Source organism: Bacillus cereus group sp. MYBK14-1 (genome assembly GCF_051916885.1).
Taxonomy (GTDB): Bacteria; Bacillota; Bacilli; order Bacillales; family Bacillaceae_G; genus Bacillus_A; species Bacillus_A cereus.
On record NZ_JBQAHM010000002.1, the window covers coordinates 15,783 to 41,849 of the forward strand.

A 26,067-nucleotide genomic window follows, 5' to 3' on the forward strand; every position below is an offset into this window, starting at 1 on the left:
CGCACCCCCTTCTGGGGCCGATAACCCTTTTATTCTTCATCGTCGTCTTCCTGGAATTGAGCCATAATCTGCTCAACATGCGCTTCACACTCTTCTTTCGTCCATACTTCACCCATTTCATAAGATGACTCTTTATTGTCCTGGGTGTCAGTTAGTCCAAAAGCTTGAAGATAATCATTAAAAGTAGTACCTTCTTCTAGTTGACGAGTTTGAAAGCCAATGAACGCCATCTTCTTCCACTCATTTAGTTCTTCTTGCTGCTCTTCTCGTGCAATTAAAGAAAATAGGTCCATTAAACGCGAATACGGTATAGATAAGACATATTCATCTGTCCATCCATACCGCTTTTGGATCTTGTCGAAAGCACGTAACATGTTTTGTTCGGCTTCTTCTAAATATTCATCTGAATTTTCATTTACGCTTGAATCGGAGCTGCTGCTGGAATTACTGCTGATTGGCTCCATTTCTCGCTCTGAACTTTCACGAGTCCCTTGACCTGGTTGAAAAAAGTCATTAAGTCTTCACTTTCTAATAGGCCCTGTATAACAGCAACCATTGCTTCCGGAGGGAACTGTCTAAATTCTTCTGCTTTCACTTTTAATAAACTAGCAAAGAACTCTGTAAAATCATCTTCGCAAGCAGGGATCATCGTTAGAACACGGAAAGCAAATTCTAATCCTTTTTGTTGTTGCTTCTCTTTAAGTGCAGATAATTGCGCTTGTTTTTCTTCTTCTGGAAGAGATTCAGCAGCTTTAGTTAGTTCATCCATTTCTTGCTTATCCTTACCGAAACCAGCAAAGTTAGCCATTGCACTGCGTCCAACCTTTGAGATAATTTTTGCAAATCGCCAAACGTCCGTTACATTTAATCGGCGCATTGCTACTTTTTCGCCTAGGATTGTAATTTCTGTACCGGTATTCATCATTTTTTCTAAAATAGAAGCCATTCTGTTCTCTCCTTTTAGCATTTAGCTCGTTTTATGTAATAGAAAACCGACTACCATTTATGAGGTAGCCGGTGCTTTTTGTACTGTTGTTTTCTTTTTCTTTGGTAAATAAATTTCGTATGGTGGTGTAGTTGGTGCAGATTCACTGTAATGACCAATAAATTTACATTTCAAACCAACCGTTCCTTTACCGTCTTTAAGATCTACTTCAATAGAGGAAACTACCATTGTATTACGAATTACAAAAATAACTGGTAGCTCACTACCCGAAATCATACCAATGAGTGCAATATCATGATAATTTGAATCTGGAATATCATTTGAAGGTTTCATAATATCGTATTCTTCTTCAGTTGTACTATCTACCGTCATACCAGGTAAAGCTAACTGCAGGTTTTCTTTTGTGAACTCTACTAATGTAAGTTCTACATGTGGTTCATCTTTTAATAACCACTTACCACGCACCATTTTACCTAGCACACCATCAATATCTGCATCATAATACTCACGATCAAAACCCACTTTAGTTCCGCCTGTAGTCGCTCCTACAAGTTCACCTAATTCTTTTACACTTTTAAATCCTTTGTACATGACACCAGGACCGATAACAAAATTATCTGTAGTCCCTTCACGGACACCATTAATTAATTTCCAGCTCATTTGTCCTACCCCCTAATACAAGTCCGTTCGCATGGTTCGGACAAGAAATTTTGCATTTATATGAATGATAGATGGGTCTTCATCCGGTACCGGCAGTTTCCCTGCACGATGTATAGAAAGTATCCCATCATCTTTTAAACCCACTTCTCTATCTAGTAACTTCTCAATACGTGTAGCAATTAACTTTGCCTTATCATAATCCCCATTATCACAATACACATCGAAATTTAGAATCATACGATCTATAATTTCAACATCATCCGGATTATCTGCTTCAATTCTCATCACTACATAAGGCATTTCCATATCATCTTGTGCAGTTTGGAATGAAAGAGCAGGCCCTTTGTCCTCGCCTTCACCATACTCTGATAGATTATCTTTTATTATCTCATCGTTCTCTACAAGCATTCTAATAGCTGCAATAGCGTTAGACATGTATTACCCTCCCATCATTCTTTTAAGTTCTCTACGTTCTTTTTCAAACGCTTTTAATAGGAATGGACGGGCTTCCATATGACTTGTACCAGTTTCAAGCCATATTGCTTTTTTCAAATCGCTCCCTACTGCACCCAATACCTCTGATTGTGACCGTTTAACATTGTATTTAATCGAATTTAACAAGTCACCGGTACGAACAGCAGGAGCTTCACCTGGTTTAGAAGCAGTATATTTACGACTCGTATGAGGTATTTTGTATTGCTTACCGCTACGGCTACCTGTGAGATTCTTCTTAACTTGATTTTGTAAATGAATAGATGCTGCTGTGACTTTTTCAACACACATAGCGTTAATATGCGTCTTTACTTGCTCCATATTACTTGAGTACTCAATTTCTACTGAATTCGCCATATAGAATCATACCTTTTCGCAATAAATTTCAATGTGATGATTCATAAATGCAGGATTACGCGGCTCTCCTTTTACTTCAAATGTATAATCAACACCCACATCTTCATTTTTGAAATGAATAAGATCATTGGGTTTAATTATGTAAGAAGCAGGTGCATATATCTTAAAGGTTGTATCAAAATTTTGTTTATCACGCTTAAATCTCTCATTATCAGTAGCAGAATTAGTAGTTACACGGCAAATCATCTTCTCGTAAACGTCCACTGGTACTTCCGCATAGTTACCAGCGGATTGTTTCTTTTTCATTTTTCGTTTTACTACTACCTCATGAATATATAAATCATCCATATCACCATCATCGAAGTACGTATTCATGTAGCCATCACCGGCTTAACTCTTGCTCTAAACCCTTTTAAACCATTGAGTATCTTATTGTTTGTTGCTGGTTCATCCAGCGTTTCTGGGCTAATCTGGTACGAATAATCGCCAATACTCTCCGATGTCTTCATACCTTTTCGTTGTAAGTTAGCACGAACTACTGCCGAAACAACCAAATCAATAATACATTTCTTCATAAGTACCTGCAGATCATCATAATCTTGTATCTTATATTCGAATTCATATAACTGATTTTTGGATAAACCATAAACAATCCGCCCATTTACAGTAATAGAATCGGTCATATCTTGTTTAGAACTAACATGAGTTACTTTTGCTATAGATTCAGCAGGAAAAGAAAGCCACGCTAGTTTACTTGTTTGGATGACTTCTTTCATTGGATTCTCCGGCTTAACTCTTAAATATTTTCTAGTAATAACTGCATAGTAATCTATTAGTTCTTGAATTACTGTATCAGGCATCTTTTGCACATTTACGCGGTCTTTAATGTCCTGCAAGGTAATATCCATTATGTTTCTTTCTCCTTCTTATCGACTTCTTTTACAAGTTCAAAATGTCCAGTACTTACAAGGTAATCAGCTTTTTCATTTGCAACTGTTTCTTCTTGGCCATTCTTAAACTTTTGTCCATAAGCGGTGTAAGTGCCACCGTATCGTAGCGTAACTACTTTCATAATTAACACCCCTTTCACGAATGTAAACTATTACATGAAAGTTTACATTCGTATTGTTGGTTTTATTGGTTCTTACTCGTTTTCTATTTAAAACAAGAAAACAGTAAAAAAGTATACATTCAAAACCCTAATAACAATGGGTTTATTCCCATAAAAAATACGCCTGGATATTAAGCTCCAAACGTATCCGGAATATTTGTTAGAATTGCTACTGCATCCATTTCTTGAATTACAGCATCATCGTCAAAGTGAATTACATAAAATCGTTTATCTTCCATTACTGCAGTTTTACCTTCTGTAGTCTTACGAACACGAGTGTCGTATGTATTAACCGCAATGAAGTTTTTAGGATCTGCAAGAATAATAACATCGTCTTCTAAAGATGGAACCGTAACAATTCCGTATCCCATCGGTTTATTAACTTGATCTCCTGCTCCAAGTAACGCAGCATCACCAGCACCAGTAGGACGATTTGTTAAATACTCAATCCATTTCTCTCTACGGCTTGGAGACATAATCCAACGTAGGTTGCTGTTTTTATATTTATTTGGCATTGCACCGGATAAAGCAAAGATAGAGCCTTTTCCAAATCCATTTGCTGCAGCAGCTTCGCCTGTACCAGTTACCAATTTAGCATGATCGACAATATGAGACTCTTTCGATTTCTTGATTTTTTTCAACCATCCATCATTGATAGATAACATTCCGTCGGAAGATTCTGTATCACCATTCCAATGTAAATCCTCTAAATCGATACCTAATTGTGTAGACATAAGAGCCATTACAGTATCTTCATAACCTTCACCTTCAATATTTTCGCGGAGTAATTCTTCTGTAATTTCCCAAGGTAAACGAATAGCCTTTGTATTGTACTCAATTTTAGAAGTTTGAACACCTGCGCGGTAATTATCATCGCTGTTTTCTGTTTTCTGTTTTCTTGCGTAAGATACGGCCACCAATTGCAATTTTATCTAATTCACCTTGTTTTGCTTTACGCATTTCTTTACGGTGTAATTGTGAGAATGGCGTTGTATCAAATGCCATTCGGAAGAACTCTTTACTTTGTTCTGGATTTAATAACCCTGCATTCATTCCACTTGTTGTCATTGCTGCCTTTTCAATACGATCTAAACGTTTTAATAATTGTGCGTTAGTCATTGTCATAATGATAAATCCTCCCCTTACAGGTTCAATCCTGCCCATTTAGATTTTTTAATTTGTTGTTGTCCTGGTGTAACTTCTTCATCTGGATCTAAACCTTTACGGATAGAAGCAGCATTTTCGATATTATCAAGTCGCTTTGTAATTGGTTCTAGTGCTTTTTGAATAACTGCTGCAGCTTTTTCTTCTTCTGTTTGCTCTTCTGGCGTCGGCTCTACCTCTTCACCATTCACCTGCTTTTCAATCTTTTCTAACTTAGTAGCTAGTGGTTCTACTGCTTGTTTTACAATCTCTGCAATATCTTCTGCTTTCATTTCATCTTCCTCCTGTGGTGAAGCAGCTTCTTTTATTTCAGTAATTAAAGCTAATGCTTCATCTAATTTTGTATGATTTTTTTGGGATAATACTTTACCAGCTTTTTTAATACTTTCTAAAACAATGCTTTCTGCTTGTACACTGTCTTCTGATTTCGCAATGGTATAACCGCCTTTAATGGAAGAAAGTATGTCCTTCATATCATCAAGAGCAACTGCCATACGGTCGATATCGGGATTACTTTCCCAAATCTCCCAATAGAACACATCTTCAAACAAATTAAATACAGCTCGTAAATCACGTTTTTGTTTTTCATCAATAAAGCGGTCTTTTACTTCGCCTTTTGTGATTTTGTGAGTTTCACCTTTAACGAAATCTAACATCTTTCGAATAAGACCTTTATCTTCAAGAGTAAAATCATCAGTCTTAGCGATTTCCACACGTTCACCAAATCCACCCATAGAAAAACCAGTGACTTCACCTTTTTTAATTTCTTCCCACGTATCTGCATCATCAACGCGAACAGTCATAAGCCATGTCCCTGCTTGTACTTCTTGTTCGCCTACCTTCATATCACTTTTAGCAATCCAGTTTTCAACAACCGTTCCTTTACCAGCGATTTCGTCATGTTGCTTGTCGATGTGCTGGTAATTTTCCATAAAGGTATAAGCGGCCTTTTCTATTTCTTCTGCAGTCATTGTATCCCCATGTGAATCTTCTACATCCGGTTCATACACAACTCCTGTAACAAGCTGCTTCTCTTCCTCTGTTTTAAGGATTGGAACTTGCTTTGATATATTTGGTTGTTTAGCAGATTCGCTTTTCATAATGGCGAATTGACGACCATTAGCACCCTTTGTAACTAATGAAACATAGCTGATATTGGCGTTTTTTAGTTCGTATCCCATCGTTTTACCTCCTTCCCTATAAATATTGGGGTTCCACTGTCAAAACGCATAATAGCCAATTTAAAGCTGCATACGTTTTGACGATGAAACCCCAATCAAATAGGTGTATTTTATTACTCTTCTGAAATCATAGTGCAGCGACAATGTGGATGAGCTGGCGGGCACATCTTTCCGTTGCTAAATAAATCATCAATATCTACTGTTTCGCCATGTAAACCGCCACATTCTTTACAAACACGCTCATCGTTTCCTGTAAGCCATGTTTTCTTGTTTCTATTTGCACCTTTATAAGCAATTAAATTGCCGTAATTCATCGCATATGTTGTTTCTGTACGTGCAATCATCATTGCTCTGTAGTTACTTGCTTCTGACATTACATCTGCAATAGAAACACTTAATGCATCGACACCCATTCCCTCACTAAGATTCTTTAGCATTGCTTCTCTTAATCTATCTTTAGTAGTTTCATGGATTCCCTTTGCTAATTCGAATGCATAAGCAGCGACCCATTTTGCAGCGACGTCACCAATTGGATCTAGCACCATCCAAGTTAGTCCGTTTGATGCAATGGTACTTTGGACGAATTCCGTTACATCATCCTGTAGTGTGTCCGTGACTTCATCAACAAACATTTGTCTTTCTTCATCCCAATCGACACTATCAAGAAATTTATCAACTTCTGCTTCAGCAATTACAAGATCAATCTCTTCATCTGCTTTATTAATACGAATTAAGGGAAGCAGGTTTAAGAGCCGTTTTCCCTGTTCGGAAAAAAATCCGCCACCTTCTTTTGCATAGCTTTCTCTACTTCTTCATGCTTTTCCCTAAATTCATTAATAGCAATTATGTTCTCTTGATCATTATCTGCAGCTTTTGCAATTGGTTCTATTTGAGAAACGGATGGACCACCTTCAAAGAATGTATCTCCATCTGCTACAGGTTCATAACCTACTACTTTACGAGATTCATTCCGTGTTAATATACGTTTCTCATAACCATCTGCCGCATATTGCATATCAGCTTCACGATCATCTGTATCAATTTCGTTTAATTTGAAATACCAATCTAATCCACCGAGTATTTCAGCAAATACACGAAATAATTGATAGTTTAATCGATGTTCTAATATTCCTTGTCCAGGCTCAATAATAGAACGCTTGTACATCTCGTTCATTTCTTTAGCGGTTGTTTGTCCTAATGAGCCTGTCATAGCCCAGCCGATACGATAAGGCGGCACACGATGAGCCACACATATCTCCATTGCGCTATCCTGCTTATATAAACGAAAACTGCCTTCTTTTACATCTGGACTAACTTTTTCTAATCTAGCTTTTGCCCCTGGCGGCACGGGGACAACGGCCAATTTATGATGTTCTCCTTTTGTTTCTACAGAGAAGAATGCTTTTAGTTCATTTTCCGTTCCATCATCTATTTCATCAACACCTTCAAGAAATAGCAGAGCATCCGGAATTGTCTTTCCTGTAAAGAAGTTAATATTGTAATCTCTTACTGCTTGAGATCCAACTATCGAGCCGATAGAACTAACATAATTAGGTATCCCATAATAAGAAGAACGAGAACCGAATTTACGAATAACAATTACTTCTCCAGCTTTTTCTGTTCCGCTTTCTGCAACATCCTCTGCATTTATCGCCCTACCATCAGCAAGACGGAAATCATCGGGATAATTGAACTTTTTAAACCATCGTTCTTTGTTATTTACAATTTGAGCAAATCGGACTTTATCCTTATGAGCACGAACCGTATGCGCCGGAATATGGTACAGTTCCGATGGTTCGTTTTTTTGATTCCGAACAACTTCGATAATCCCCCAGCCAACAGTTTCATAATCATCCCATACAGCTCTAAGAATTTCTGAACTCGTCATTTCTGGATTACAATTCCGCATAAATTCTTTTAACCTTTTATATTGCTCCTGGTTCGCTTCTTTCACTTCTTCAAAAGGAACAAAGTCAAAACCAACACCTGCAATATCATCGACTTTTGCGCTAATACAAGCAGAATGGATTGGATTACTTTCCTTTATTTCCAACAGCACCGACATATCATAAGGTGGTTTAACCAACCCTTTATCGCCATATATTTGCGCGAATGGATCTACAGTCATTTGCTTACTGTTGTCTTCCCTATTTTTTGGGTCATCTGCTGCTTTATTAATACCAAATACTTTTACATTCTTAATGGTTTTCTTGTTGCTCATACCGTTTGTGTGTCCTCCTTTCTTCTATTAATAGAGATCAAAAGAAATAGCCGAACAATAAATGTCCGACTACACTCTTTTAACCTTACCGCCCATAACTACTTTCGGTTTATAGAAGGCTAGAACTATAGCATCTGCTCTATCGGGTGATTGCAATCCGCGTTTCTTCATTTCTTCTTTTCGCTCTAATGCAATCTTACCTCTACTTGTTATTCTGTATTTACGGCTAGAAAATTGAGAAATCATTTTTTCATCATTTGGAATCTCCATTGTAGGTTCTTCACCCTGTATAAATGCTTTCATATTCTCTTCAAGTAAATCTCTTACAACGGCCCAACCTTCTGTACCTGCATTATCATAATGCTCATCATCAAGCGGCTTCCCGTTATTCACAACCGGATATACTTTGAATGGTAATCGTTCAGATTTAATAACTTCTTTCAATCTGTCCGTAACACCACCACCAACACCACTATCATCGACTTTTATATCCACTCTTTTTAACTGCTTGTACTTTGCCATGTATTCCTTAGCTAATTTCAATACATGACCAGCAGTTTCCATAGTATCTTGTTTATAGTGGTTTAATAATTTAAAGACTTTATTTCCTATCCTTGGAACAATTACAGTTTCATCATCACCAAATCGCGCAACGTCAACACCTAAGTCAAGTGTTTCACCAGTTGGCTCCACTTTACAAGATGCTGCTTGCTCTACAATTTCTAACGGGATAAATGCATCTGCTTCTGCTTTAGGAAATTCACCAAGTACACGTACACGCCAAACATCTGAACCCTCACCATATTTCTTTTTCAATACTTCTATATTGTCTTTACTGGTTCGAGGGCTATCTAAGCTAGAGACTTTATGTATTTTATATAAATCTCTGTCACGATTATGAGAATCATAAAATACACCGCTTGTTCTTGTTGGGTTTCCGCATAAAAACAATTTATTTTCTGCGCCAGATAAAGTACCAAGTATAGCTTCCATAATAGGATCTGCTATACCAGAAGCTTCATCACATACAAATAACATATAATCTTCGTGAAAACCTTGCATATTCTCCGGCTTTGTTGCCGTTCTAGCAGTAGCAAACCAACGTTCTTCACTACCAATCATGTATACTCGTGTTTTAGTCCATTTAAGTAGATTTTTAACTGCACTACCTTCTAACCACTTCGCTATTTCAGCCCAAAGTACAGTAAATAACTGTTCCTTTGTGGGAGCTGTACAAATAACTTTTGGATTCGGCCTACAGCAGAGGAACCAGATAACAACAACTGACTCAAGACCTGTTTTACCAACACCTTGGCCAGAACGCACTGAAACCTTTGGACTTTGTGCCAAATCCATAAGAACCTTTCTCTGCCATTCATCCGGATAAAAACCTAGCATATCCTCAGCAAACGCTACAGGATCATCCCAATAAATATCGATAATCTCCATAAATTCGCTAAAAGCCGTATTACTCATTTTGTTCAGCTTCCTTTTGCTTACGTCTGCGCTCTGCTATCTTCATAAGAGACTCTTTCCAGTCTTCTGTATTCTGATTAGTATCACCATCAACTTTAATAGCAGCGATCTCTTTCTTGAGTTTCTCAATGCGTAGTTTTTGTTCTTCTGTATTAGCTAATCTATCGTATTTTTCAATTAGATTTACTAGCGTTGACATTGCTTTCGATTGAGCATTTAAGAAACTAGCTTGTTTATCCCAAGCGAATTGTATCTCCCACTCTTCTTCAAAACCACTTTCAGTAAGTTTATTTTTCCGCAGTTCTTTGGTCATGTCTTCGTTGTCTTTAACAAACATAATACGTTGAGCATGGATGATTTGAGTGTACTGCAGCATAATACTATCCCAAATGATTGTTAAGGAATCGTTGTTAACTGCTTCTTTTAATTCTTCTTTTAAATCATATATTTCTTGCGGTAAGTACTTTCTATATAAACCATGAGTAGCAGCATTACCATTACGTAGTGGAGCAGCGCCACCGGAATTACCGACAGCATTTTTATTACCCTTGGGTGCTCCACCACGATTGTTTACAGCATTCTTATTACCCTTGGGTGCTCCTGGTTTCTTTTTGGAGTACTCCGTTCATTTTTATGGAGTACTCCATTTAATTTGTCTATCCATCCATCTTTGGATTTCCATCCTCCAACCGTTTTTTCACTTACAGTTTTTTCGGATGTAGACAACAATTCAGCAATTTTACGATTCGTAATATCACCATTATGTTCTTTAAATATTTCATACGCTTTGTTACGGTCTGGACTTCGTTGTCTGGCCATAATTACATAACACCTGCCCCCTTATCCAATTGTTTGCACTTCCTTCTCTAAACACTCAATGCATATATGAGCATTATCCGTATTTGCTTCACGGAGATATGTTTTATCAAAATGAGTAATAGTTAATGGCATTTTTAATGTCCACATGCACGGCTCATTACAAACAGAGCATGTAGGAACGTTTATAGTTTCTTCTTCCATTTACACCACCTCACGCTAATTGCTTTACAAAATAAAAAAGCAGCGTAATCGCTACTTTTTTGGTTTCTAATTTATAAACTGAAATCTTCTAATGATTTATCTATCTCATCTTGTTGGATTCCTATATAACGTAATGTAATCGATGGAGCAGAATGATTAAAGATTGTTTGTAGCATTACTACATCTTTTGTCTTTTGGTAATAATGATATCCAAAAGTTTTTCTAAGAGTGTGCGTTCCAATTTCATCAAGCCCTACTTTTTCAGCAGCAGCGTTCATAATTCGATAAGCTTGGATTCTCGTGATCGGTTTCCCTGTCTTTTTAGAAGCAAATAAGCAATCTGTTTCGTTCATTCTATTTACATACTCATTTATTTTTTCTCTTAACGTTGTATTGATAATGAAACGTTTCTCTTTTCCAGTCTTCTGTTCTTTAATAACAATGTGAGTTCTTTCTTTCACATCATTTACATGTAACTTTAATAAGTCACTAATTCTTAGACCTGTATTGATTCCCATTTCAAATAAAAACAAATCACGATAAGATTGGCGACGTAAAACTTCTTTCACTTCTTCTAATTTTTTCTTATCTCGAATTGGTTGCACAAACTTCATTCCTTACCCCTCCACACGTTATGTTACATTATATGTATCTTTATTATACAATATGTTACATAAAATGTGGTAGTTATTTTTTAAAATAGAAAGAAACGTTGATATAACGGCATTTCTATTCATAAATCTAATGTAACAAAATATATGATTTGTTACATTAGATAGTTTTTGAAACTTATTTACAATATTTGGTTTGTGTTGAGTTTGTTTTCTTAGAACAAGGTAAATCTATCAATTTAACTATTACATATTGATATTCAATTCATATACTGTAGTAGTTTACTAGAAGGGAGGCGTAACCATGGAAAGTTGCGTTGTGTTTGTAAATGGCCAACCTTTTTAGTTCTTACAGTAGCTGGTATCGAGATTGCTAGATTAGAGATCTCTCTTCAAGTAGCATTAGCTCTAAGAGTGCTTGGAATACCGATTTGTGATTAATTAGCATATCAAAAGAAAAAGAACCTGAATGGATGCTCTGATATCAATTATTTATTTGTATTTTAATTACGGTAAATAAAGTTTTACCCTTCTTCCAATCACCTAATGTGGCTGCACCAATCTTTTTATGCATTATTAAGTAACTGGAAGAAGAGCAAAAGCTCTCCTTAATAACGGTATCATTCAATCACTACCATCTGCTGGTTTCGGATTTTATGCGCCGTCATTACGAACCGTTTAGAATTTTAGAAAAAACATAGTGGGTAGTGTTTTCCGCCACTTCTCACAATACAAATATAACACGTTTATACCAAAACAACCGGCACATTTCCTGCCAAAAAGCGGTCACGACTCTGCCACTTATTTTAATTCACTAATAACCTTTATTTTTCTAGACAACCTCACTGCAACAGTCAAAGAATAGATTGAATTTTATTTAGGTATTATGCTTGATCTGATTGTAGAACATGTAATGGAGGCGGAATAATCCAACCTTTTTTCTTATTCAGACGAAGTAATATAGCTCCAGCTTGTGCTTTTTTCATATGAAATTGACCAAACATCATTCCTACATCTTCTCGAAGGGATTGTCCCATAGCTTGGCTACATGCTACTAACCCAGCAGCAAGATCCATAGAAACTTTAGCTGCAATTTCCGCATCATTAATACGAGCACCAGGAGGAATCGTTTCAATAGATGCAACCGGTCTTTCTGGAGGTGCTGGCGGTAATGCAACTCCATTTAATTTTAATAAATTTTTTAATTCTTCAACCTCTGATTGGATATCATTCTCTACAAGGTTTTCTAAAAATTTCTTTAAATCCTCGTCTCCTGTGTGGTTAATTAGAACTTGATATCCAGCAATTGCACCTTGTGCCGCTGCAAGGTAACTCCAAATCCCAAAGACCTCTCCATAGTGCATTGGTTCATTTTGTGGATTTCCACTTAAAATACCCATAAAAATATTCCTCCTTAAAGAAATTAGACTTTTAGCAACAATACTTACTATAGAAAAAATTTTCCTAACCATGTTCTGGATTAAAGAAAATAAGTTCTTATAACTCATAAGGAACACCTTACCCAAATATAGTAATTACCCCTCATAGAATGTACCGTTACCAAAAATTTATTCTTATAAATAATAAATACATTTCAATTAACTTAATTAATTATTATAAGTACTTTTAATAATAAAAATTAAAGATGTTTATCATAATTTCAATTCAAATGGTTTTATATATTTTCAAACGAATATTGTCTAAAGAAACCGGAGACATTACTGAATATGAAAGGAGGGGAAAACTATGAAGAAAAAATTCTCATCTATTTTAAGTGCCCTATTACTAACTATTATGGTTTTTGGTACCAATGTTCATGCTGAATACGATGGAAATAATATGGATAGAGTTAATAATAATGGTATTACAACTCGAGTTAATGACAATAATATGAATAGAGTGAATAATGATACTAGAACTCGAAATGTGAATACAACGAATGATTTGAACAATGATCGTGATAATAATAATAATAATTGGGCGTGGCTTGGTTTATTAGGACTAGCAGGTTTATTTGGTCTTAGAAGAAAAGAAAAAGAACCAGAAAGACGTTAATATAGAACATTGTATTTAAAAGATACTTACTTATCAAAAGAATGCAAAATGAATAAACTATGAATCGCCTTTACTAAGGCGATTTTTTATTCTTTCAAAATCTATAACAATTACATAAAACGGATACTATTAATCGGAAACAATGAATTTCTTAACTTGATGATAATGAAGCGTTACGTTCATTTGACGAACTACGCTTCTTTTTATACCGTTTCTTCACTTACCCATTTCTTATATTGTGTGTAACTGCGTCCTTCGCTGAATCCCTTGGTATCATTGATTTCATTTAACTTTCTCTTTTGAGTTACACAGTACGAAAATTATGAGTAACTGTATAGGGATACCACCACATCACCATCAAGTTAAGAAAATACAACTCCCCCTAGAACGAAATTTTGTGCTAACTTGCACTTAAAAAGATCATTTTTTCGTTTTTGGGTGGATTTGTTTACTTAAAGTTGTGGGCATGGGCATTCCCCCTTTTTGAACTAATCTAGGGGACAAGCTGATACTAGGAAATAAAAAAAGCATATTATAAGAGTGTCTTATATAAAAAAATAAAGGAGAGAATAAATATGAGTTATTGGAAACGTGATTGTGGTCATCATAAAAAAGAAAGACATGATTGTGATGATTATAAAAAAGATAAATATAGATATGAAGACTATGACTATGACTACTACTACAAAAAATACTACGTGAAAAAATGCTATTGTCGTTTTGAACCTTATTACCCTCATCACAAAAAAGATTGTAAAAATAAATATGATAATTACTAAATCTAAATAATTATCTAAGCTTTCAATTCCTTAGTTAAAAAAAGATCTCTATTTTTTAGAGATCTTTTTTTATTTTATACCTAAAATTTTTGAATAAAAACTTTGATGCTTCAATATAGCTTAGAAGATCCTTATTGCACTAAAAAATCAAGGATTCAATTTTCAAGAATGTATTAATGTAAGTTTTATTTCATTCGGTAAGCGTGCCCTCATGCCTATCAAGCTAAAATTTTATAGTAACCACAGGCCCAAATTTGGTACTAATTTTTACTACGCAAACTCATTTTTTTCGTTTTTGAGGTATTTATTTTTCTTAAGTTGATTCTTCCACAAAACGGAAAAAATGAGCCGAATTCTCATAAATAATTTTGAAAAGGTAAAGTTCTCGTTATGGGGTGTCTTAAAATCTTAGCTTGATGGGCATGGGATACCACCAGTATGTTGCAAAATAACCTACGCTATGTAGAAAATAAAATAAGCTGCCCATATGGACAGCTTATTTACATAATTATCGTTTTAGGAAGTAAAAGTAAATTATTCCTATCCAAAAGGCGTTTATCTCTTAAATAGTTGCTCGACTTGGATCAGCAATTATATCAGCATTTCTTCAAAATGCTACAATCCCCCTAGATTTAAAAAGAAAAAGCAATGCTTAGATTTTAAACCTAGTCATTGCTTTATCCATTGCATCTTGGTTTACGCCTATATAGCGTAGTGTGACCTTCTCTGACGAATGATTGAATATCTCCATAAGTAATGCTATATTTTTCGTTTGCATGTACATATGGTACCCGTATGTCTTTCTCAGCGTATGTGTTCCTATCTCATCTAATCCAAACTCTGCCGCTGCTCCACTTAATATCTTATATGCCATGCTACGACCAATTGGACGATTCTTCCCTTGTCTGCTTTGTAGTAAATACTCATTGTCTTCTCTTTCTTCAATAAACCTTTTAAGTTCTCTTTTCAGTGCTGCAGTAATTTGTATACGTTTTTGTTTCCCTGTTTTCTTTTCCCTCATAGATATATGACTGCCTTTGACATCCTCTACTTTTAGTTTCAAAATATCTGAGATTCTAAGACCTGTATTAATACCCATAATGAAGAGAATGTAATTACGCAAGCTCTTTTCCTTAAAATAATCTTTTAGCTGCTGTATTTACTCTGGATTACGTATCGGTTGAACAAAATTCATTATTCATTACCTCCCGTTTCTTCTGTCTCATAAATTTCTAATCCAAGTGCAAAAGCAAGTTTATAAAATGCTTTAGATTTCCAACGTCGATAAGTGCGCTCTGACATCCCTATCTCGTTATAAACCATGTAGTCACACACATCCTCTTCTTCTAAATAACGTTTATAAATAATATCTCTTTGAATACTTCCTGCACGTCCGTTTCCTAATCGATTTAGAAACTGATCAATACGTACTGACATTCTTTCAAGCCACTCTTCTCGTTTACTTTGTTGAATATTTGCTAATGCAACATCTTCTAACGGTTTACCAACTACATGTGTAGGACCGTGCTCACGCATTTCATAAGAAGGAGTGACCTTCATTTCTTTACGCATCATCCCGAATTGTCTATGTATACGTACACTTTCCAACACGCCTTCTAATTCCTCTTGTGTTGCCGTTCTATCGATTTTTGGTAAGAAAGATAATTGTTTAGTCATGTAAGACCACTCCTTTTTATTTTTTAATTAATTTTGTCTTATAGCTCCACGTCTCTACTCATTACAAGGTCTATGTATCCTCATCAAATCTTCAATTTCACAAGTACTAAATTTCTATTTTCGTTTTTTCTTCTTAGCTTGTTTTCATTGCTTTTTCCATTCACGTACCTGATCTTTTAATACCTTCATTCCCCACATCCCCTTTCAAAAATAAAGAGGACACCATTTCTTAAAACAGCTTTATCGCTGCTCTAAAAATTGGTGTCCTCTAGTTTTCTAGCCGGACTATATTCAGTTTGCTTTCACTTTATTTTTTCGTTAAAAACATTCTTACTATTCACATTCTATTTCTTTCCCCTTTAAATTCCAATAAAATATAATAAAAAACATGTTTAATAACAAAGGGGAAAACATAAAACATACAATAAAGTTATGGTCTTCTATATTTTCAATCATTTGTATTAGTTTATTCTTTTTATACCTTAAAGTATCGCCACCTACAATGAATGACTCTATTATGGATACAGTATATTTTTATCTTTTATATATTTTACTAGTCTTTACAACAGGAACATATTTTGTTAGTTTGATAGGATTCTCTAAGATAAATAATTGGAAAGTAATGATCCTGCTAATATTGTCATTATTTGTGTTTTTAGCATTTATTTTGTTTGTGGGATATGGATTAATATAAAACAAAAACCTTTAAGTAACCCACTGAATAAAACTCAATATTTCGTCAATACTATACATACATCTAGAGTTACATCCCTGTTTGGAGCAGTTAGCTTTTGCAAGCTGCTGTTTTTAATTTCTTGCTCGCGTTTCTCTCAAATCCTATATTTGATTATCCTGTCAAAAAATTTAAATTATGTGGACAAACACCGCTTCAATTCTCCTTTTTTTCTAATAAATTAAATTATAAGAATAAAAGGAGTGAATGATTGCAAAATGAATAGAAAAAAATACTCTGATAGTAATAATTGCTATTATTATGAAGATGATTACAAAAAGCACAGGTCTTCTTGCCATGACTCGGATAAAACGATTATTAAAGTGTATTGTAATTGTAAAAATGATCGTGAAAGACAATCAGCTTTTAAGGCTACACAAAATACCCTTCAACCACTGATTGCTAATGAACCTACTAGAATTTTATTTCCAGTTGAGGTATTTGATATTAATAATGAGTATGATCCATCTACATCGATATTTGTTCCTCGTCAAAATGGTATATATACTTTTGATACAAGCATTGCCTTTACCCCAACTCCAGGTTCATCGTCCTCAATAACTCTAGACATACGAGTAAATGGAATTAGTGTATCTAGAAACGAGCAAAGTGGCTCACCGAATGAATCACTTATTGTAAAAACATCTACTATCGCACTATTACAAGCTGGTGACAGAGTTGATATATTTGCTGAAGCTGGATCAACAAATGGAAATATTGTTGGCATTCCGAGCCTAACCTATTTTGAAGGCGCTCGGATAAGTTAAATTGTTCCTTTAAATGTACAATCTTCTTTTAGTATGATGATTGCTCTAAAAAAATTATTACCTGTTGAACAGTTAGCTTTTGCTAGCTGCTCTTTTTTCAAATACTAATTAATTAACACAAGCGCATTTCAGACAAACTTCGTATGATATGGTGTATTCCTTTCTTTTAGAAAATGAAACTCGTCATGGGAGCACTTTTATGAAGTGCTCTTTTTGGCTTTTAAACTAATACAAAATGAAATTTTTATTAAGCTTTCCCTGCATAACATTTTCAATTTTGTTTATACTATAACTGTAACTTTTAAGTTACAAAGCATTGTGGTGATGCTCTTGTTGGACAACAAAGCAGTTAGCTTTTGCTAGCTGCTCTTTATTTGTAAAAAGGCACACAATTAACTGAATTCACATATAATATTCTGAGTTCCTTTCTTTATAAAATAGTCATTATAAAACCGGTCTCGTCACGAGGGCACTTTACTAAGTGCCCTTTTATATTCCAACTTAATACAAAATGAAGTTTTTATAATCATTATTAGTTAAAATTCACATATACTTTAATGAGACTGGGTATTTATTAGCGACTGGGAGTGTCCTAATAAGTCACTCCTTTTTTTCAGACGCATAATAGCTTTTTTATTAAGTACATAATTTTTTCAACATTAAATATTTAGAAGCAATAAGCGATATCTTGTATTATATAAGTAGCCTTAACTTAAACTCTTTTAATAGCCTTTTCGAAAAAGGACCTACCCTCACAACAGGTCCTTTTCAAAAAGGTTACTTCTATCCAAATAGCATTTTTATTAAAAATGTTTCACGATCATCAAAACATCACATATAATACCATGTACCCTTTACCAACAAGAGGGATAGACATTTTACTAAGAGCACTTCTGTAAGTGCTCTTTTTTATTTCACGATTACACACCAATTTTATACAAACTTTTTCACCTTTTAACTGGCCAAGCATATGTTATTGTATAGGGCACTCCAGTCCATACGTTCAAACCTTTTATTCTAGGAGCACACTTATATGTGTGCTCTTTTTTTATTTACTTTCAAATAACGATTTTATCTAAATCCATTCACTAATCTCATACTTTGACATACAATAATAGTGCCTTTCTATATAATGTGAGTTCATCACTATCGTTATAATGAGGTATAAGGAGCGCTCTCGATTAGCGCTCTTTTTATTTAAATAAAGATTTGATTCAACCTTGCACATAAACTGAAAACATACATAAGATTTAATTGCCGATACTTTTCGATTTTAATCTTGTTCAAAGAGCGCTTTCCCGTGCGCTCTTTTTTCTGTTGAAATAAGGGTTTTGTTAAATTATTCTTTGATTAATCATATTTAAATTCATTTGACATATATTAATATTGAACCTGTGATTCCTTTCGCTCCCGTTGGACCGGTGGCTCCTGTTGAATCAGTTAATCTACATTGTCTTTTTTGGAAAGGGTCTGTAGTTTATAACAGGCCCTTTTTAATTGAATTCCTCTTTCTATTCAAATAACTAACGATTTTGTTTCAAGTTTTAAAAACATATTTATGAAAATCATTCATATACTTTTAAAGGTGTTGTCATTAGCATCATGGAGTGCTTTGGCCACGCACTCCTGTTTTTTTATGCAAAATAACTATTTTATACTGTTTTTGTATTTGAAACATATAGATAAAATGGTGGTAAGTAATTATCTTGATCATTCTATACACTCCATTTAGGCACCCATACAAGGTGCTCTTTTTTGATACATACAAAATAACGCTTTTATGAAAATTCCATTGTCTAATTCCTCACTTGTCCATTTCGCTTTTCTCTCCCCCTGCATTTACTATTAGTAATACTAACTATTCAGAGGTGAAAATATAATGGACGATTTTTTATCTTCCACTGCAATAAATCCTAATTTAGTTGGACCTACTTTACCACCTGTTCCACCATTCACACTACCGACTGGGCCAACTGGACCGACTGGGCCGACTGGGCCGACTGGGCCGACTGGGCCGACTGGATCACTATCAGTAGCTTACGGAACTTTTTGGCAAACGGAAATCATTACAGTCCCTTTCGAATCCCCTTTTTCTTTTAATCAGGCTGACCCTATGGTAGGGGGAATTTCTCTGTTAAATCCAACCACAATTAATATCACACAAGCTGGGGATTATCGAATTTCCTTCATTTCCTCGATTAACTTGACTGTAGCCCTTTCATTCCCTTATTCGCCTACCATTTCTATACTATTAAATAACAGTCTGATTCCAAATTTCAAAGCTACTTTCGGTCTTTTAATACAAGATTCAGAGGATGTAGATTGCTCTCAACTCATTGGGGACACTATTTTATCAGTCCCAGCCAATTCAACACTTCAACTTATAAATAATAGCTTTGTAGGCGAAACAGACATTCGTACATGCGATAATGGAATAAATGCTTTGGAATTAAATATTGTCAAATTAAACTAGTACAAGTACTCCTTTAAAACTAGGTGCTATAATAGCATCTAGTTTTCAGTTTCCAAAGAAATTTTTGTACAAAAAAACACACACAAAATCAAAAATAAATTCATAAAATATTTTATATTCTTTTTTAGAACGAATAGTTTTTACAGAGCATTTCCCGAAGTGCTCTTACATTTACATATCAAATAACGTTTTTAATTAATTACGAGAGCGGATTTTATTATTTTGTACAAACACTCTATTCTTTTTTAAATAAAATATATAGATATCTCAAAGAAAGGAGAGAAACATAAGTATGGCTGATTATTTTTATAAAGATGGTAAAAAGTATTATAAAAAACAATCGTATACTCACCATCAAAAAGATAACTGTTTTATCGAAACCCATACAATAACTGGTTCGAATACAGCTTTAAATTTCAACGTACCAGCTAACACTACAAGAACTGCTTTTGAAGATTTCACCAATAACCACAATAAAACATTAATTGATCTTCGCATTCCCGGTACTTCTCAACCAATTGAAGTAACTATCCGAACAAGAAGGTCTCGTCTGCCAATCACTGTAACAATAGTTGCAGGTGAAACCAAGGTATTCCAAGTAGAGGATTTCCATAGCCTCACTCTCACAAATAATACTAATATCAATAGCAATATTGGTATATTCATTCAAAAAACTTTTTGTATCTGCTGCAATAATCAAAATGATTCTCGTAACAAGTATTATAAAGAACAATCAAATTCTCACTATCAAAAAGAGAACTGTTTCATCGAAACTCATACCGTAGCTGGTTCAAATACCACCCCAACTGAAAATTCACCTTTAACTATTATCGTACCTCCTGGCGCTTCAAGAAGAGTTTTTGAAGATTTCACCAATAACCATAATAAAACATTAATTCAAATATCTGTTCCCAGTGATGTCAGCTCGATTGAAGTAACTATTCGAACAAGAAGGTCCCCCACACCAATTATCGTCACTCTTGTCCCAGATGAAACAAGGGTATTTCAAGTAGAAGATTTCCAAAGTCTTACCCTCACAAATAATACTGAAATCCTTGATTTTATTGATATTTTAATCCAAAAAACTTTTTGTATCTGCTGCAATGATAAGAATGATTCGTGCGATGAATATTACCGTGATTACGAATGTGATTGTTAGATTGACTCGCTAAAAGAATCCTTTTAAAGGGTTCTTTTTCTTTTACCCTAGTATCATCTAATTATTCACATTTGTTCAACATTTCATCTCTTAACAAAATTCAAATTTGATTAAAGTAACTGTGTTTTTCGTTCTTCCATACGAATTACTCTTCCACTTTGATATACAAATGATTGTTCACCAAATCCTCCTTGAGGTGGTTCTATTAAGTGAACCTGACCATTTTTAACAACATATATTCCGTTTATTTTCAAATCTATTTCAGCTGTCATTTCTACAAGATTTTCTTTAATAATTCCCATTAAAACCACTCCCATATGTTATGATTATTTTGTCGAAGCAAGTCGGGAGCAATCTCGACTTTTTTATTTTGTTATAGATATTCCACAACATTATCAGGAATAAATGATTGTTCTAATGATAAATAAAGTCGTATTGAAATCGGTTCTTTATTATCTCTCGCAGACTTGCAAAGCTCCTCCGCTTCTTCCCACTCGAACTGTTTATCTTTCACTCGCTTAAATCTCCAAATTCCAATTGTATATTCCTCAAATAATTCATACTGATCATCTGGCGCTGTTGTTGATTTTAATTCATCAGTAGCTCTTACTTGTTTCGGTACTTGAACAACTACATCCGTAAAACGAACTTTAGAATTTAATCGATGAATGTGTGCTTTCTCAGTATCGAATGCTACTACAGGCTCAACATCAAATATTGTTAACTGCTTTGGCATTACAATCCTCCTAAGCCTCTTTTTTATATTTAGATAACACTTGTTCTAAACGTTTCCGTTCAGCTTCTAATTCGATTTCACTATGCTCTACTGACTGAGGATGTGTTTCCGTATCTTGAGTATGTAACCAATCAGGAACAATTTCTTTTCGAGCATTACTTCTCCCACCACGAGACTGGTATTTCTTACGGAATTGAGCTTGTGCAGCTTCAACATCGGTAATACTCTTATACCCCTTAGCATGCCAATCTCTTAAAATACCTTGTACATAAGACATATTAGGTGCATTCTTTTCTAAAGCTATTTTCATTGCTTTAATAACAAGCTGTGCATTCAAATCTTCAATCCACGCATTAATCCCTTCAGCCACAAATGGTTTAAGAACTCCAAAGTTTTGCTCATAAAATGCTATTGGATTTTCTTCTGCAACTTTTTTATCACTTGAGCTGCTTGCTGCTTCTTCTTTTGTTTTTGTTTCTTCTTTTTCTTTTGTTTCTGTTTTTGTTTCTTCTTTTTCCTTCATAGGGTCTTCGAAGCCCCTTATAAGCCACTCAAAACGAGCTTGGAAGTATTCCTTAATACGAGGAATTTTAAAATCTTGCTGCTTTTCTAACTCTAAACATGTCTCATAAAAATCAATTAAAAAATCTTCACACTTAATATTCTGGATTTCTTTTAACACACACTTTTCAATATTCAAATTTGTAATAGCATTAAATTTAAGCCAATTAAGCAACATAATTTCTTTCGTCTTTTTGTTGTAATAAATTTTCCCATAATCAGCAAACCGCTCTAGCAGCTTCTCAACCGTTTCACGGTTATACCCTGTATCCATTTCTATCACTCGTAATGGAAGCTCATAGATACCACTCTGAGAAGTTTTACTATTAGTCATTAAGTATAAGTAGAAGTATTTTTCCTCCGGTGTAAGATCTAAAACGAAAGCATCTTGCCAATATGAAACTTGAACAGGTCTATAAACTGCCATATTATTCATCCTCCATTGTTTTACTTGATTTGCTTTGATATACTTAATCCAATTCTATTTTTAGAAAGACTCTCTATAAGAGTCTAAAATCTCTCACTCTGCCAAGTGATAGATTTTTTATTTTCTTCGACTAACTAATGATGCATTAACCCCCTGCCCTTGAAGGCTTTTCACAACTACACGATAACTCTTTGATACATCGTGATCCTCTTTTTCATTACGAAGGCTCTTGAATTCTTTTGCGCATCTATTTAATTCCTTCTCCCAATGGTTTACTTCCTCTAATGAACCAGCATTGAACATGTTATGTATACATGTCACCATGCAGTTATGTAATTCATTTGCAAAAGCAAAATCACCTGGTAGAACTAAGTCGAACAGACGATTACATTCTGATTTCATGACTTATTCCTCATTTCTAGTAATTTGATACTGTACGCATCGTTATGAACAGAAAGAAGAAGCAGAATCTATTAAAAAATGGGGGCTCAGCCTTTCTGATCATAACGACAAGCACAATTGCTTGTCGCATTAAATTGTAGTATGCTATAATTCATATGTTAATTTTCTTGGCTATCGCGGGCTATGCGGTAGTCTTTTCTTTTTTATTTTTGTTTTTCAAAACGAACGCTGCTTCTATAATTCGAATTCTTATCTCCATCAACTTCTTCTCTTGCTTTAGTTTTTTTGCTTTCCTATAGTCTCCACAAACTGATGCAATTCGAATATCACCATATAAATTTGCTTCCTTACGAATTAGCGTTTTATATTGATTTAAAGTTGGACTTGCATAATCAATTGTCATAACTTAAACCTCCACAATAAAATAATTAAATTAAGCTTTTATATACTTCCTAGCTCGTAATGATACTTTCCAGTACTTAAAGACTTCTTTCATCGAAATACCATATTGATCACATAGGACCGCTACGAGGCTCATCATCGAACCTGTAGCATCCAAGATTTCATGCATTACCTTTTTCAAATCTTCTTTCTCACTTTCGGACCAAGTTTGTGAAGGCTTAAACCAACATACCGTATCGAGTTGTTTCAAAGCTTCATTTATTTCTTGATTGACCATGTACCTCATGCTTGTAGGATGAAGATCTATATTCTCTCCATTAAAGAATGGGACACTTACATGACCTGTTGCTTCATTCCACATTTTAAAAAATAACTGTGGATCATCAATTCCTTCTGTAATGCATTTTCGTAAATCTTCTGGTAAGCGTCGTTGTTCAGTTTCATATTTTGCTAGTGACTCACGACTCACTGGGATTTCTAAGGAGAGTTGCTCTTGGGTGATTCCCTTTCGTTTGCGTGCCATAGCAACTTCTTTTCCTATGGACATCGTTTACTTCCCCCATTCGTACCTAAAGCAATATTTATTTGTGACAACTTACTATGGTAATTTATTATTAGACGGATTCTTTAAATGGATTGTAATACTCTGTATTGTTTTCTACCCATTCAGTGTGGTTTTCCATCCACTTAAAAAGAAGATGTGTAGGAATAAGAACTCCTGCTTCGCGACATACTGGAAAATCAGAACGGTTTAATAACTCAGATGCTTTAGTACGTTTAATATGTAATAGTTAAAAATGGTGGTAATTCTTTCATTGGTTGAAGATGCTCAGTTGCTTTTTGCACTTCTTCACGGATGATTTGACGGAATGATTCAATGTCGAAATTGATCATAGCTCTCTCCTTATTTTGCTGTTTTAGCAAATTTTATTTTAAAAAAAGATCCTCTATATTGCAATCTAATACTTTTGCTATGAATGGCAAATGATTTGCCTTAAACATATACTTTCCTTTTTCGTATTTCATATACGTAGAAGCATTCTTAAAACCAAGCACTTCTGCTAGATCTAACAACGTAATCTGTAGTTCCAAACGTCTATTTTGAATAAAATCCAAATTTAACTTCTCCAAACTCCCATCTCCTTTTTTTGCTAAAACAGCAAATGTATACCTATATAATATTTTGCTATTACAGCAAAGTCAAGCTTTTTTTGCTATTTCAACAAATCGCTTTTTCCATTTTGGAAAAAATGATAAAATACCTTTAGATAATCTTAAATTTGACATAATAATGTTTTTAGGAAGTTGGTGAAAAAATGTCAGAATCCACAATTGGCTATCGAATAAAGCAATTACGTGAAAAAAGAAAATGGTCACAAATAGAATTCGCAAAAAAAATGGGGATTAATAACAGTGTGCTATCCAGAATTGAAAGTGGAAAAAGACCTATTGAGGACTCCTTAATTAGCAAAGCCGCTGACATTTTTAACGTTTCTTCTGACTATCTTCTAGGAAGAGAAAGTGATTCTAATAATAGATTATTTGTGGAAAATCTTTTTGAAGATCAAAACTTAGGTCTCTGGTTTAAAGATATTAAAGACGCCTCTCCAGAGAAACAAGAAGAACTTAAACAATTTTGGGAATTTATCAAACAAAAAGAAAACAAACGTTAATTATATGAATAAGCAAAAAAACTCAATAAGTGTAGTTATTTTTGTTTATTCATTTCCTTTTTGAATTATTAAATAAGAATATAACACTTTATAGTTATATGTACTAATCTGATAGGACAAGTATTACACCTCTAATATTACCCTCATTTTATCTGCTAATTACCTGAATTCAAGCGTATGTCTAATATATATAAAACTCTAAATGATTTAAAATTTTGAATATCCCTAAAACTACTCCTACTTTCTGTATAATTATATTCTTATTGAGGAATTATTACTGTTCGCATAACGGATACTTCCTCTCACATATAGCCAGTTCCTTAAGTTGTTAATAGATAGTGGATTATAATTATATCGATACCCTATCTTATTAGTTTGCCTTCCAATTTTTACTTTTCCATTATAAAATAAGAACGAATGTTCTTATTTTATAATGGAGTGGAAATTTTGTTTCAATCGCAACCCTATTACAATACACAACTTGAAGACTATATCCAGCACTTGTACCAATCCTTATCTATTTTTGTTCCCGAGCAAATTGATATGATGGAGATTGCGAAAAAGCTAAACATTTTGCTGTACTTTGCTCCGTTTGGAAGTCATGCAATGGAAAGAAATCAAATAGCTAACTTAGTTCTTGATAATCGTATCTCTCAGCAAGAACAATGGGAGGATTTTGGCCATGAGACCTGTCACCTCCTATTTCATACTGGTAATCAATTATTAATGCATCAAATGTTTCTGGAGTACCAAGAAGCAAAGGCTAAAAACTTCGCACAACAATTTTGTGTACCTACTTTTATGTTACGAAAGCTTCCTCCCCTACAGTTAAAAGCATATATAATCTCTGAAAAATTCAATGTAACAACACAATTTGCTGAAAAAAGGCTTTTACGTTATAAAAATCAATTATTAGCAAGTAAATTACAGAATCAAATATCACAATACTGTAACTTTCAAAAATAACGATACAGGAGGTATTGA

At 34.4% G+C, this 26,067-nt stretch carries 31 protein-coding genes and 4 pseudogenes; 8 read left to right on the top strand and 27 right to left on the bottom strand.

What is annotated here, in order from left to right; all coding sequences use genetic code 11:
* Positions 1-29 precede the first annotated feature (29 nt).
* The 16 genes and pseudogenes from ACTFR3_RS06025 to ACTFR3_RS06100 form a co-directional block, all read right to left on the bottom strand.
* A complete protein-coding gene (locus ACTFR3_RS06025) occupies positions 30-464 on the bottom strand; it encodes a hypothetical protein (protein WP_002204937.1) in 435 nt (144 codons plus the stop codon).
* The gene (locus ACTFR3_RS06030; protein WP_000146557.1) at positions 416-946 is read right to left on the bottom strand and encodes a hypothetical protein; all 531 of its coding nucleotides are present in this window, start codon (positions 944-946) and stop codon (positions 416-418) included. The genes ACTFR3_RS06025 and ACTFR3_RS06030 overlap by 49 nt, the downstream gene beginning before the upstream one ends.
* Positions 947-1,003: 57 nt before the next feature.
* Positions 1,004-1,606 carry a hypothetical protein gene (locus tag ACTFR3_RS06035; protein WP_440044257.1) on the bottom strand — a complete coding sequence of 201 codons (603 nt, stop codon included), beginning with the start codon at positions 1,604-1,606 and terminating at the stop codon, positions 1,004-1,006.
* A gap of 12 nt (positions 1,607-1,618) precedes the next feature.
* On the bottom strand, positions 1,619-2,041 hold the full coding sequence (locus ACTFR3_RS06040; protein ID WP_000063400.1) for a hypothetical protein: 423 nt from the start codon (positions 2,039-2,041) through the stop codon (positions 1,619-1,621).
* Between the two features lie 3 nt (positions 2,042-2,044).
* On the bottom strand, positions 2,045-2,455 hold the full coding sequence (locus ACTFR3_RS06045; RefSeq protein ID WP_000024034.1) for an HK97-gp10 family putative phage morphogenesis protein: 411 nt from the start codon (positions 2,453-2,455) through the stop codon (positions 2,045-2,047).
* A gap of 6 nt (positions 2,456-2,461) precedes the next feature.
* Positions 2,462-2,830, bottom strand: a complete 369-nt coding sequence (locus ACTFR3_RS06050) for a hypothetical protein (protein WP_078186924.1) — start codon at positions 2,828-2,830, stop codon at positions 2,462-2,464.
* Entirely contained in the window at positions 2,827-3,363 is a 537-nt protein-coding gene (locus ACTFR3_RS06055) for a hypothetical protein (RefSeq protein ID WP_322373061.1), read from the bottom strand. The genes ACTFR3_RS06050 and ACTFR3_RS06055 overlap by 4 nt, the downstream gene beginning before the upstream one ends.
* Complete coding sequence (locus ACTFR3_RS06060) at positions 3,363-3,527, bottom strand: YqbF domain-containing protein (protein ID WP_000869888.1); 165 nt, start codon at positions 3,525-3,527, stop codon at positions 3,363-3,365. Before ACTFR3_RS06060 ends, ACTFR3_RS06055 begins: the two co-directional genes overlap by 1 nt.
* 170 nt (positions 3,528-3,697) lie before the next feature.
* Positions 3,698-4,685, bottom strand: a pseudogene (locus ACTFR3_RS06065) (major capsid protein).
* A gap of 23 nt (positions 4,686-4,708) precedes the next feature.
* Entirely contained in the window at positions 4,709-5,911 is a 1,203-nt protein-coding gene (locus ACTFR3_RS06070) for an XkdF-like putative serine protease domain-containing protein (RefSeq protein ID WP_440044258.1), read from the bottom strand.
* Positions 5,912-6,024: 113 nt separating this feature from the next.
* Positions 6,025-6,543 (bottom strand): phage head morphogenesis protein, encoded by a 519-nt coding sequence (locus ACTFR3_RS06075; protein WP_076537250.1) that lies wholly within the window; start codon positions 6,541-6,543, stop codon positions 6,025-6,027.
* A gap of 113 nt (positions 6,544-6,656) precedes the next feature.
* Positions 6,657-8,132 carry a phage portal protein gene (locus tag ACTFR3_RS06080; protein WP_324656353.1) on the bottom strand — a complete coding sequence of 492 codons (1,476 nt, stop codon included), beginning with the start codon at positions 8,130-8,132 and terminating at the stop codon, positions 6,657-6,659.
* Positions 8,133-8,201: 69 nt separating this feature from the next.
* A complete protein-coding gene (locus ACTFR3_RS06085) occupies positions 8,202-9,608 on the bottom strand; it encodes a DEAD/DEAH box helicase family protein (RefSeq protein ID WP_324656352.1) in 1,407 nt (468 codons plus the stop codon).
* Positions 9,601-10,427, bottom strand: a pseudogene (gene terS / locus ACTFR3_RS06090) (phage terminase small subunit). The gene ACTFR3_RS06085 and the pseudogene terS overlap by 8 nt, the downstream one beginning before the upstream one ends.
* A gap of 21 nt (positions 10,428-10,448) precedes the next feature.
* Positions 10,449-10,628: a hypothetical protein gene (locus ACTFR3_RS06095; RefSeq protein WP_000390790.1), complete on the bottom strand. Its 180-nt coding sequence runs from the start codon at positions 10,626-10,628 to the stop codon at positions 10,449-10,451.
* A 71-nt stretch (positions 10,629-10,699) separates the two neighbouring features.
* Positions 10,700-11,242, bottom strand: a complete 543-nt coding sequence (locus tag ACTFR3_RS06100) for a site-specific integrase (protein WP_440044259.1) — start codon at positions 11,240-11,242, stop codon at positions 10,700-10,702.
* A 301-nt stretch (positions 11,243-11,543) separates the two neighbouring features.
* On the opposite strand from ACTFR3_RS06100, the pseudogene ACTFR3_RS06105 reads away from it, so the two are divergent.
* Positions 11,544-11,680: pseudogene (locus ACTFR3_RS06105) on the top strand (DUF3956 domain-containing protein).
* A 443-nt stretch (positions 11,681-12,123) separates the two neighbouring features.
* Here the strand turns inward: ACTFR3_RS06105 and ACTFR3_RS06110 are convergent.
* Positions 12,124-12,639, bottom strand: coding sequence for a DUF3231 family protein (locus tag ACTFR3_RS06110; RefSeq protein ID WP_290102364.1), 516 nt, complete (start codon positions 12,637-12,639; stop codon positions 12,124-12,126).
* A 346-nt stretch (positions 12,640-12,985) separates the two neighbouring features.
* On the opposite strand from ACTFR3_RS06110, the gene ACTFR3_RS06115 reads away from it, so the two are divergent.
* Positions 12,986-13,294 carry a WGxxGxxG family protein gene (locus tag ACTFR3_RS06115; protein ID WP_290102363.1) on the top strand — a complete coding sequence of 103 codons (309 nt, stop codon included), beginning with the start codon at positions 12,986-12,988 and terminating at the stop codon, positions 13,292-13,294.
* 575 nt (positions 13,295-13,869) lie between these two features.
* Positions 13,870-14,073, top strand: coding sequence for a hypothetical protein (locus ACTFR3_RS06120; protein WP_440044262.1), 204 nt, complete (start codon positions 13,870-13,872; stop codon positions 14,071-14,073).
* A 652-nt stretch (positions 14,074-14,725) separates the two neighbouring features.
* On the opposite strand, the gene ACTFR3_RS06125 is transcribed toward ACTFR3_RS06120, so the two are convergent.
* A complete protein-coding gene (locus ACTFR3_RS06125) occupies positions 14,726-15,232 on the bottom strand; it encodes a site-specific integrase (protein WP_440044378.1) in 507 nt (168 codons plus the stop codon).
* Between the two features lie 35 nt (positions 15,233-15,267).
* Positions 15,268-15,750 carry an ArpU family phage packaging/lysis transcriptional regulator gene (locus ACTFR3_RS06130; RefSeq protein ID WP_440044263.1) on the bottom strand — a complete coding sequence of 161 codons (483 nt, stop codon included), beginning with the start codon at positions 15,748-15,750 and terminating at the stop codon, positions 15,268-15,270.
* Between the two features lie 1,056 nt (positions 15,751-16,806).
* On the opposite strand from ACTFR3_RS06130, the gene ACTFR3_RS06135 reads away from it, so the two are divergent.
* From ACTFR3_RS06135 to ACTFR3_RS06145, 3 genes are all read left to right on the top strand, one after another.
* Positions 16,807-17,250 (top strand): C1q-like domain-containing protein, encoded by a 444-nt coding sequence (locus tag ACTFR3_RS06135; protein ID WP_322373041.1) that lies wholly within the window; start codon positions 16,807-16,809, stop codon positions 17,248-17,250.
* Between the two features lie 1,879 nt (positions 17,251-19,129).
* Entirely contained in the window at positions 19,130-19,723 is a 594-nt protein-coding gene (locus ACTFR3_RS06140) for an exosporium leader peptide-containing protein (RefSeq protein ID WP_098852628.1), read from the top strand.
* A 292-nt stretch (positions 19,724-20,015) separates the two neighbouring features.
* Positions 20,016-20,882, top strand: a complete 867-nt coding sequence (locus ACTFR3_RS06145; RefSeq protein ID WP_098852627.1) for an exosporium protein D — start codon at positions 20,016-20,018, stop codon at positions 20,880-20,882.
* A gap of 110 nt (positions 20,883-20,992) precedes the next feature.
* On the opposite strand, the gene ACTFR3_RS06150 is transcribed toward ACTFR3_RS06145, so the two are convergent.
* The 8 genes and pseudogenes from ACTFR3_RS06150 to ACTFR3_RS06185 all read right to left on the bottom strand — a co-directional run bounded on the left by ACTFR3_RS06150 (position 20,993) and on the right by ACTFR3_RS06185 (position 24,541).
* Complete coding sequence (locus ACTFR3_RS06150) at positions 20,993-21,184, bottom strand: DUF3954 domain-containing protein (RefSeq protein WP_098852626.1); 192 nt, start codon at positions 21,182-21,184, stop codon at positions 20,993-20,995.
* A gap of 71 nt (positions 21,185-21,255) precedes the next feature.
* Positions 21,256-21,618, bottom strand: coding sequence for a cell division protein SepF (locus ACTFR3_RS06155; protein WP_098852625.1), 363 nt, complete (start codon positions 21,616-21,618; stop codon positions 21,256-21,258).
* A 10-nt stretch (positions 21,619-21,628) separates the two neighbouring features.
* On the bottom strand, positions 21,629-22,606 hold the full coding sequence (locus ACTFR3_RS06160) for a DnaD domain-containing protein (protein WP_098852624.1): 978 nt from the start codon (positions 22,604-22,606) through the stop codon (positions 21,629-21,631).
* A gap of 117 nt (positions 22,607-22,723) precedes the next feature.
* Positions 22,724-23,008: a hypothetical protein gene (locus tag ACTFR3_RS06165; RefSeq protein WP_000834161.1), complete on the bottom strand. Its 285-nt coding sequence runs from the start codon at positions 23,006-23,008 to the stop codon at positions 22,724-22,726.
* Positions 23,009-23,189: 181 nt separating this feature from the next.
* The gene (locus ACTFR3_RS06170) at positions 23,190-23,411 is read right to left on the bottom strand and encodes a hypothetical protein (RefSeq protein WP_000151155.1); all 222 of its coding nucleotides are present in this window, start codon (positions 23,409-23,411) and stop codon (positions 23,190-23,192) included.
* Between the two features lie 30 nt (positions 23,412-23,441).
* Positions 23,442-23,957 (bottom strand): helix-turn-helix domain-containing protein, encoded by a 516-nt coding sequence (locus ACTFR3_RS06175; RefSeq protein ID WP_000022024.1) that lies wholly within the window; start codon positions 23,955-23,957, stop codon positions 23,442-23,444.
* 67 nt (positions 23,958-24,024) lie between these two features.
* Positions 24,025-24,304 (bottom strand): annotated as a pseudogene (locus tag ACTFR3_RS06180) (DNA-binding protein).
* Positions 24,305-24,337: 33 nt separating this feature from the next.
* A complete protein-coding gene (locus ACTFR3_RS06185; RefSeq protein ID WP_000413421.1) occupies positions 24,338-24,541 on the bottom strand; it encodes a helix-turn-helix domain-containing protein in 204 nt (67 codons plus the stop codon).
* Between the two features lie 185 nt (positions 24,542-24,726).
* On the opposite strand from ACTFR3_RS06185, the gene ACTFR3_RS06190 reads away from it, so the two are divergent.
* Both ACTFR3_RS06190 and ACTFR3_RS06195 read left to right on the top strand, forming a co-directional pair.
* On the top strand, positions 24,727-25,083 hold the full coding sequence (locus ACTFR3_RS06190; protein WP_000004574.1) for a helix-turn-helix domain-containing protein: 357 nt from the start codon (positions 24,727-24,729) through the stop codon (positions 25,081-25,083).
* Between the two features lie 447 nt (positions 25,084-25,530).
* Complete coding sequence (locus ACTFR3_RS06195) at positions 25,531-26,049, top strand: ImmA/IrrE family metallo-endopeptidase (RefSeq protein ID WP_440044265.1); 519 nt, start codon at positions 25,531-25,533, stop codon at positions 26,047-26,049.
* Positions 26,050-26,067 lie beyond the last annotated feature (18 nt).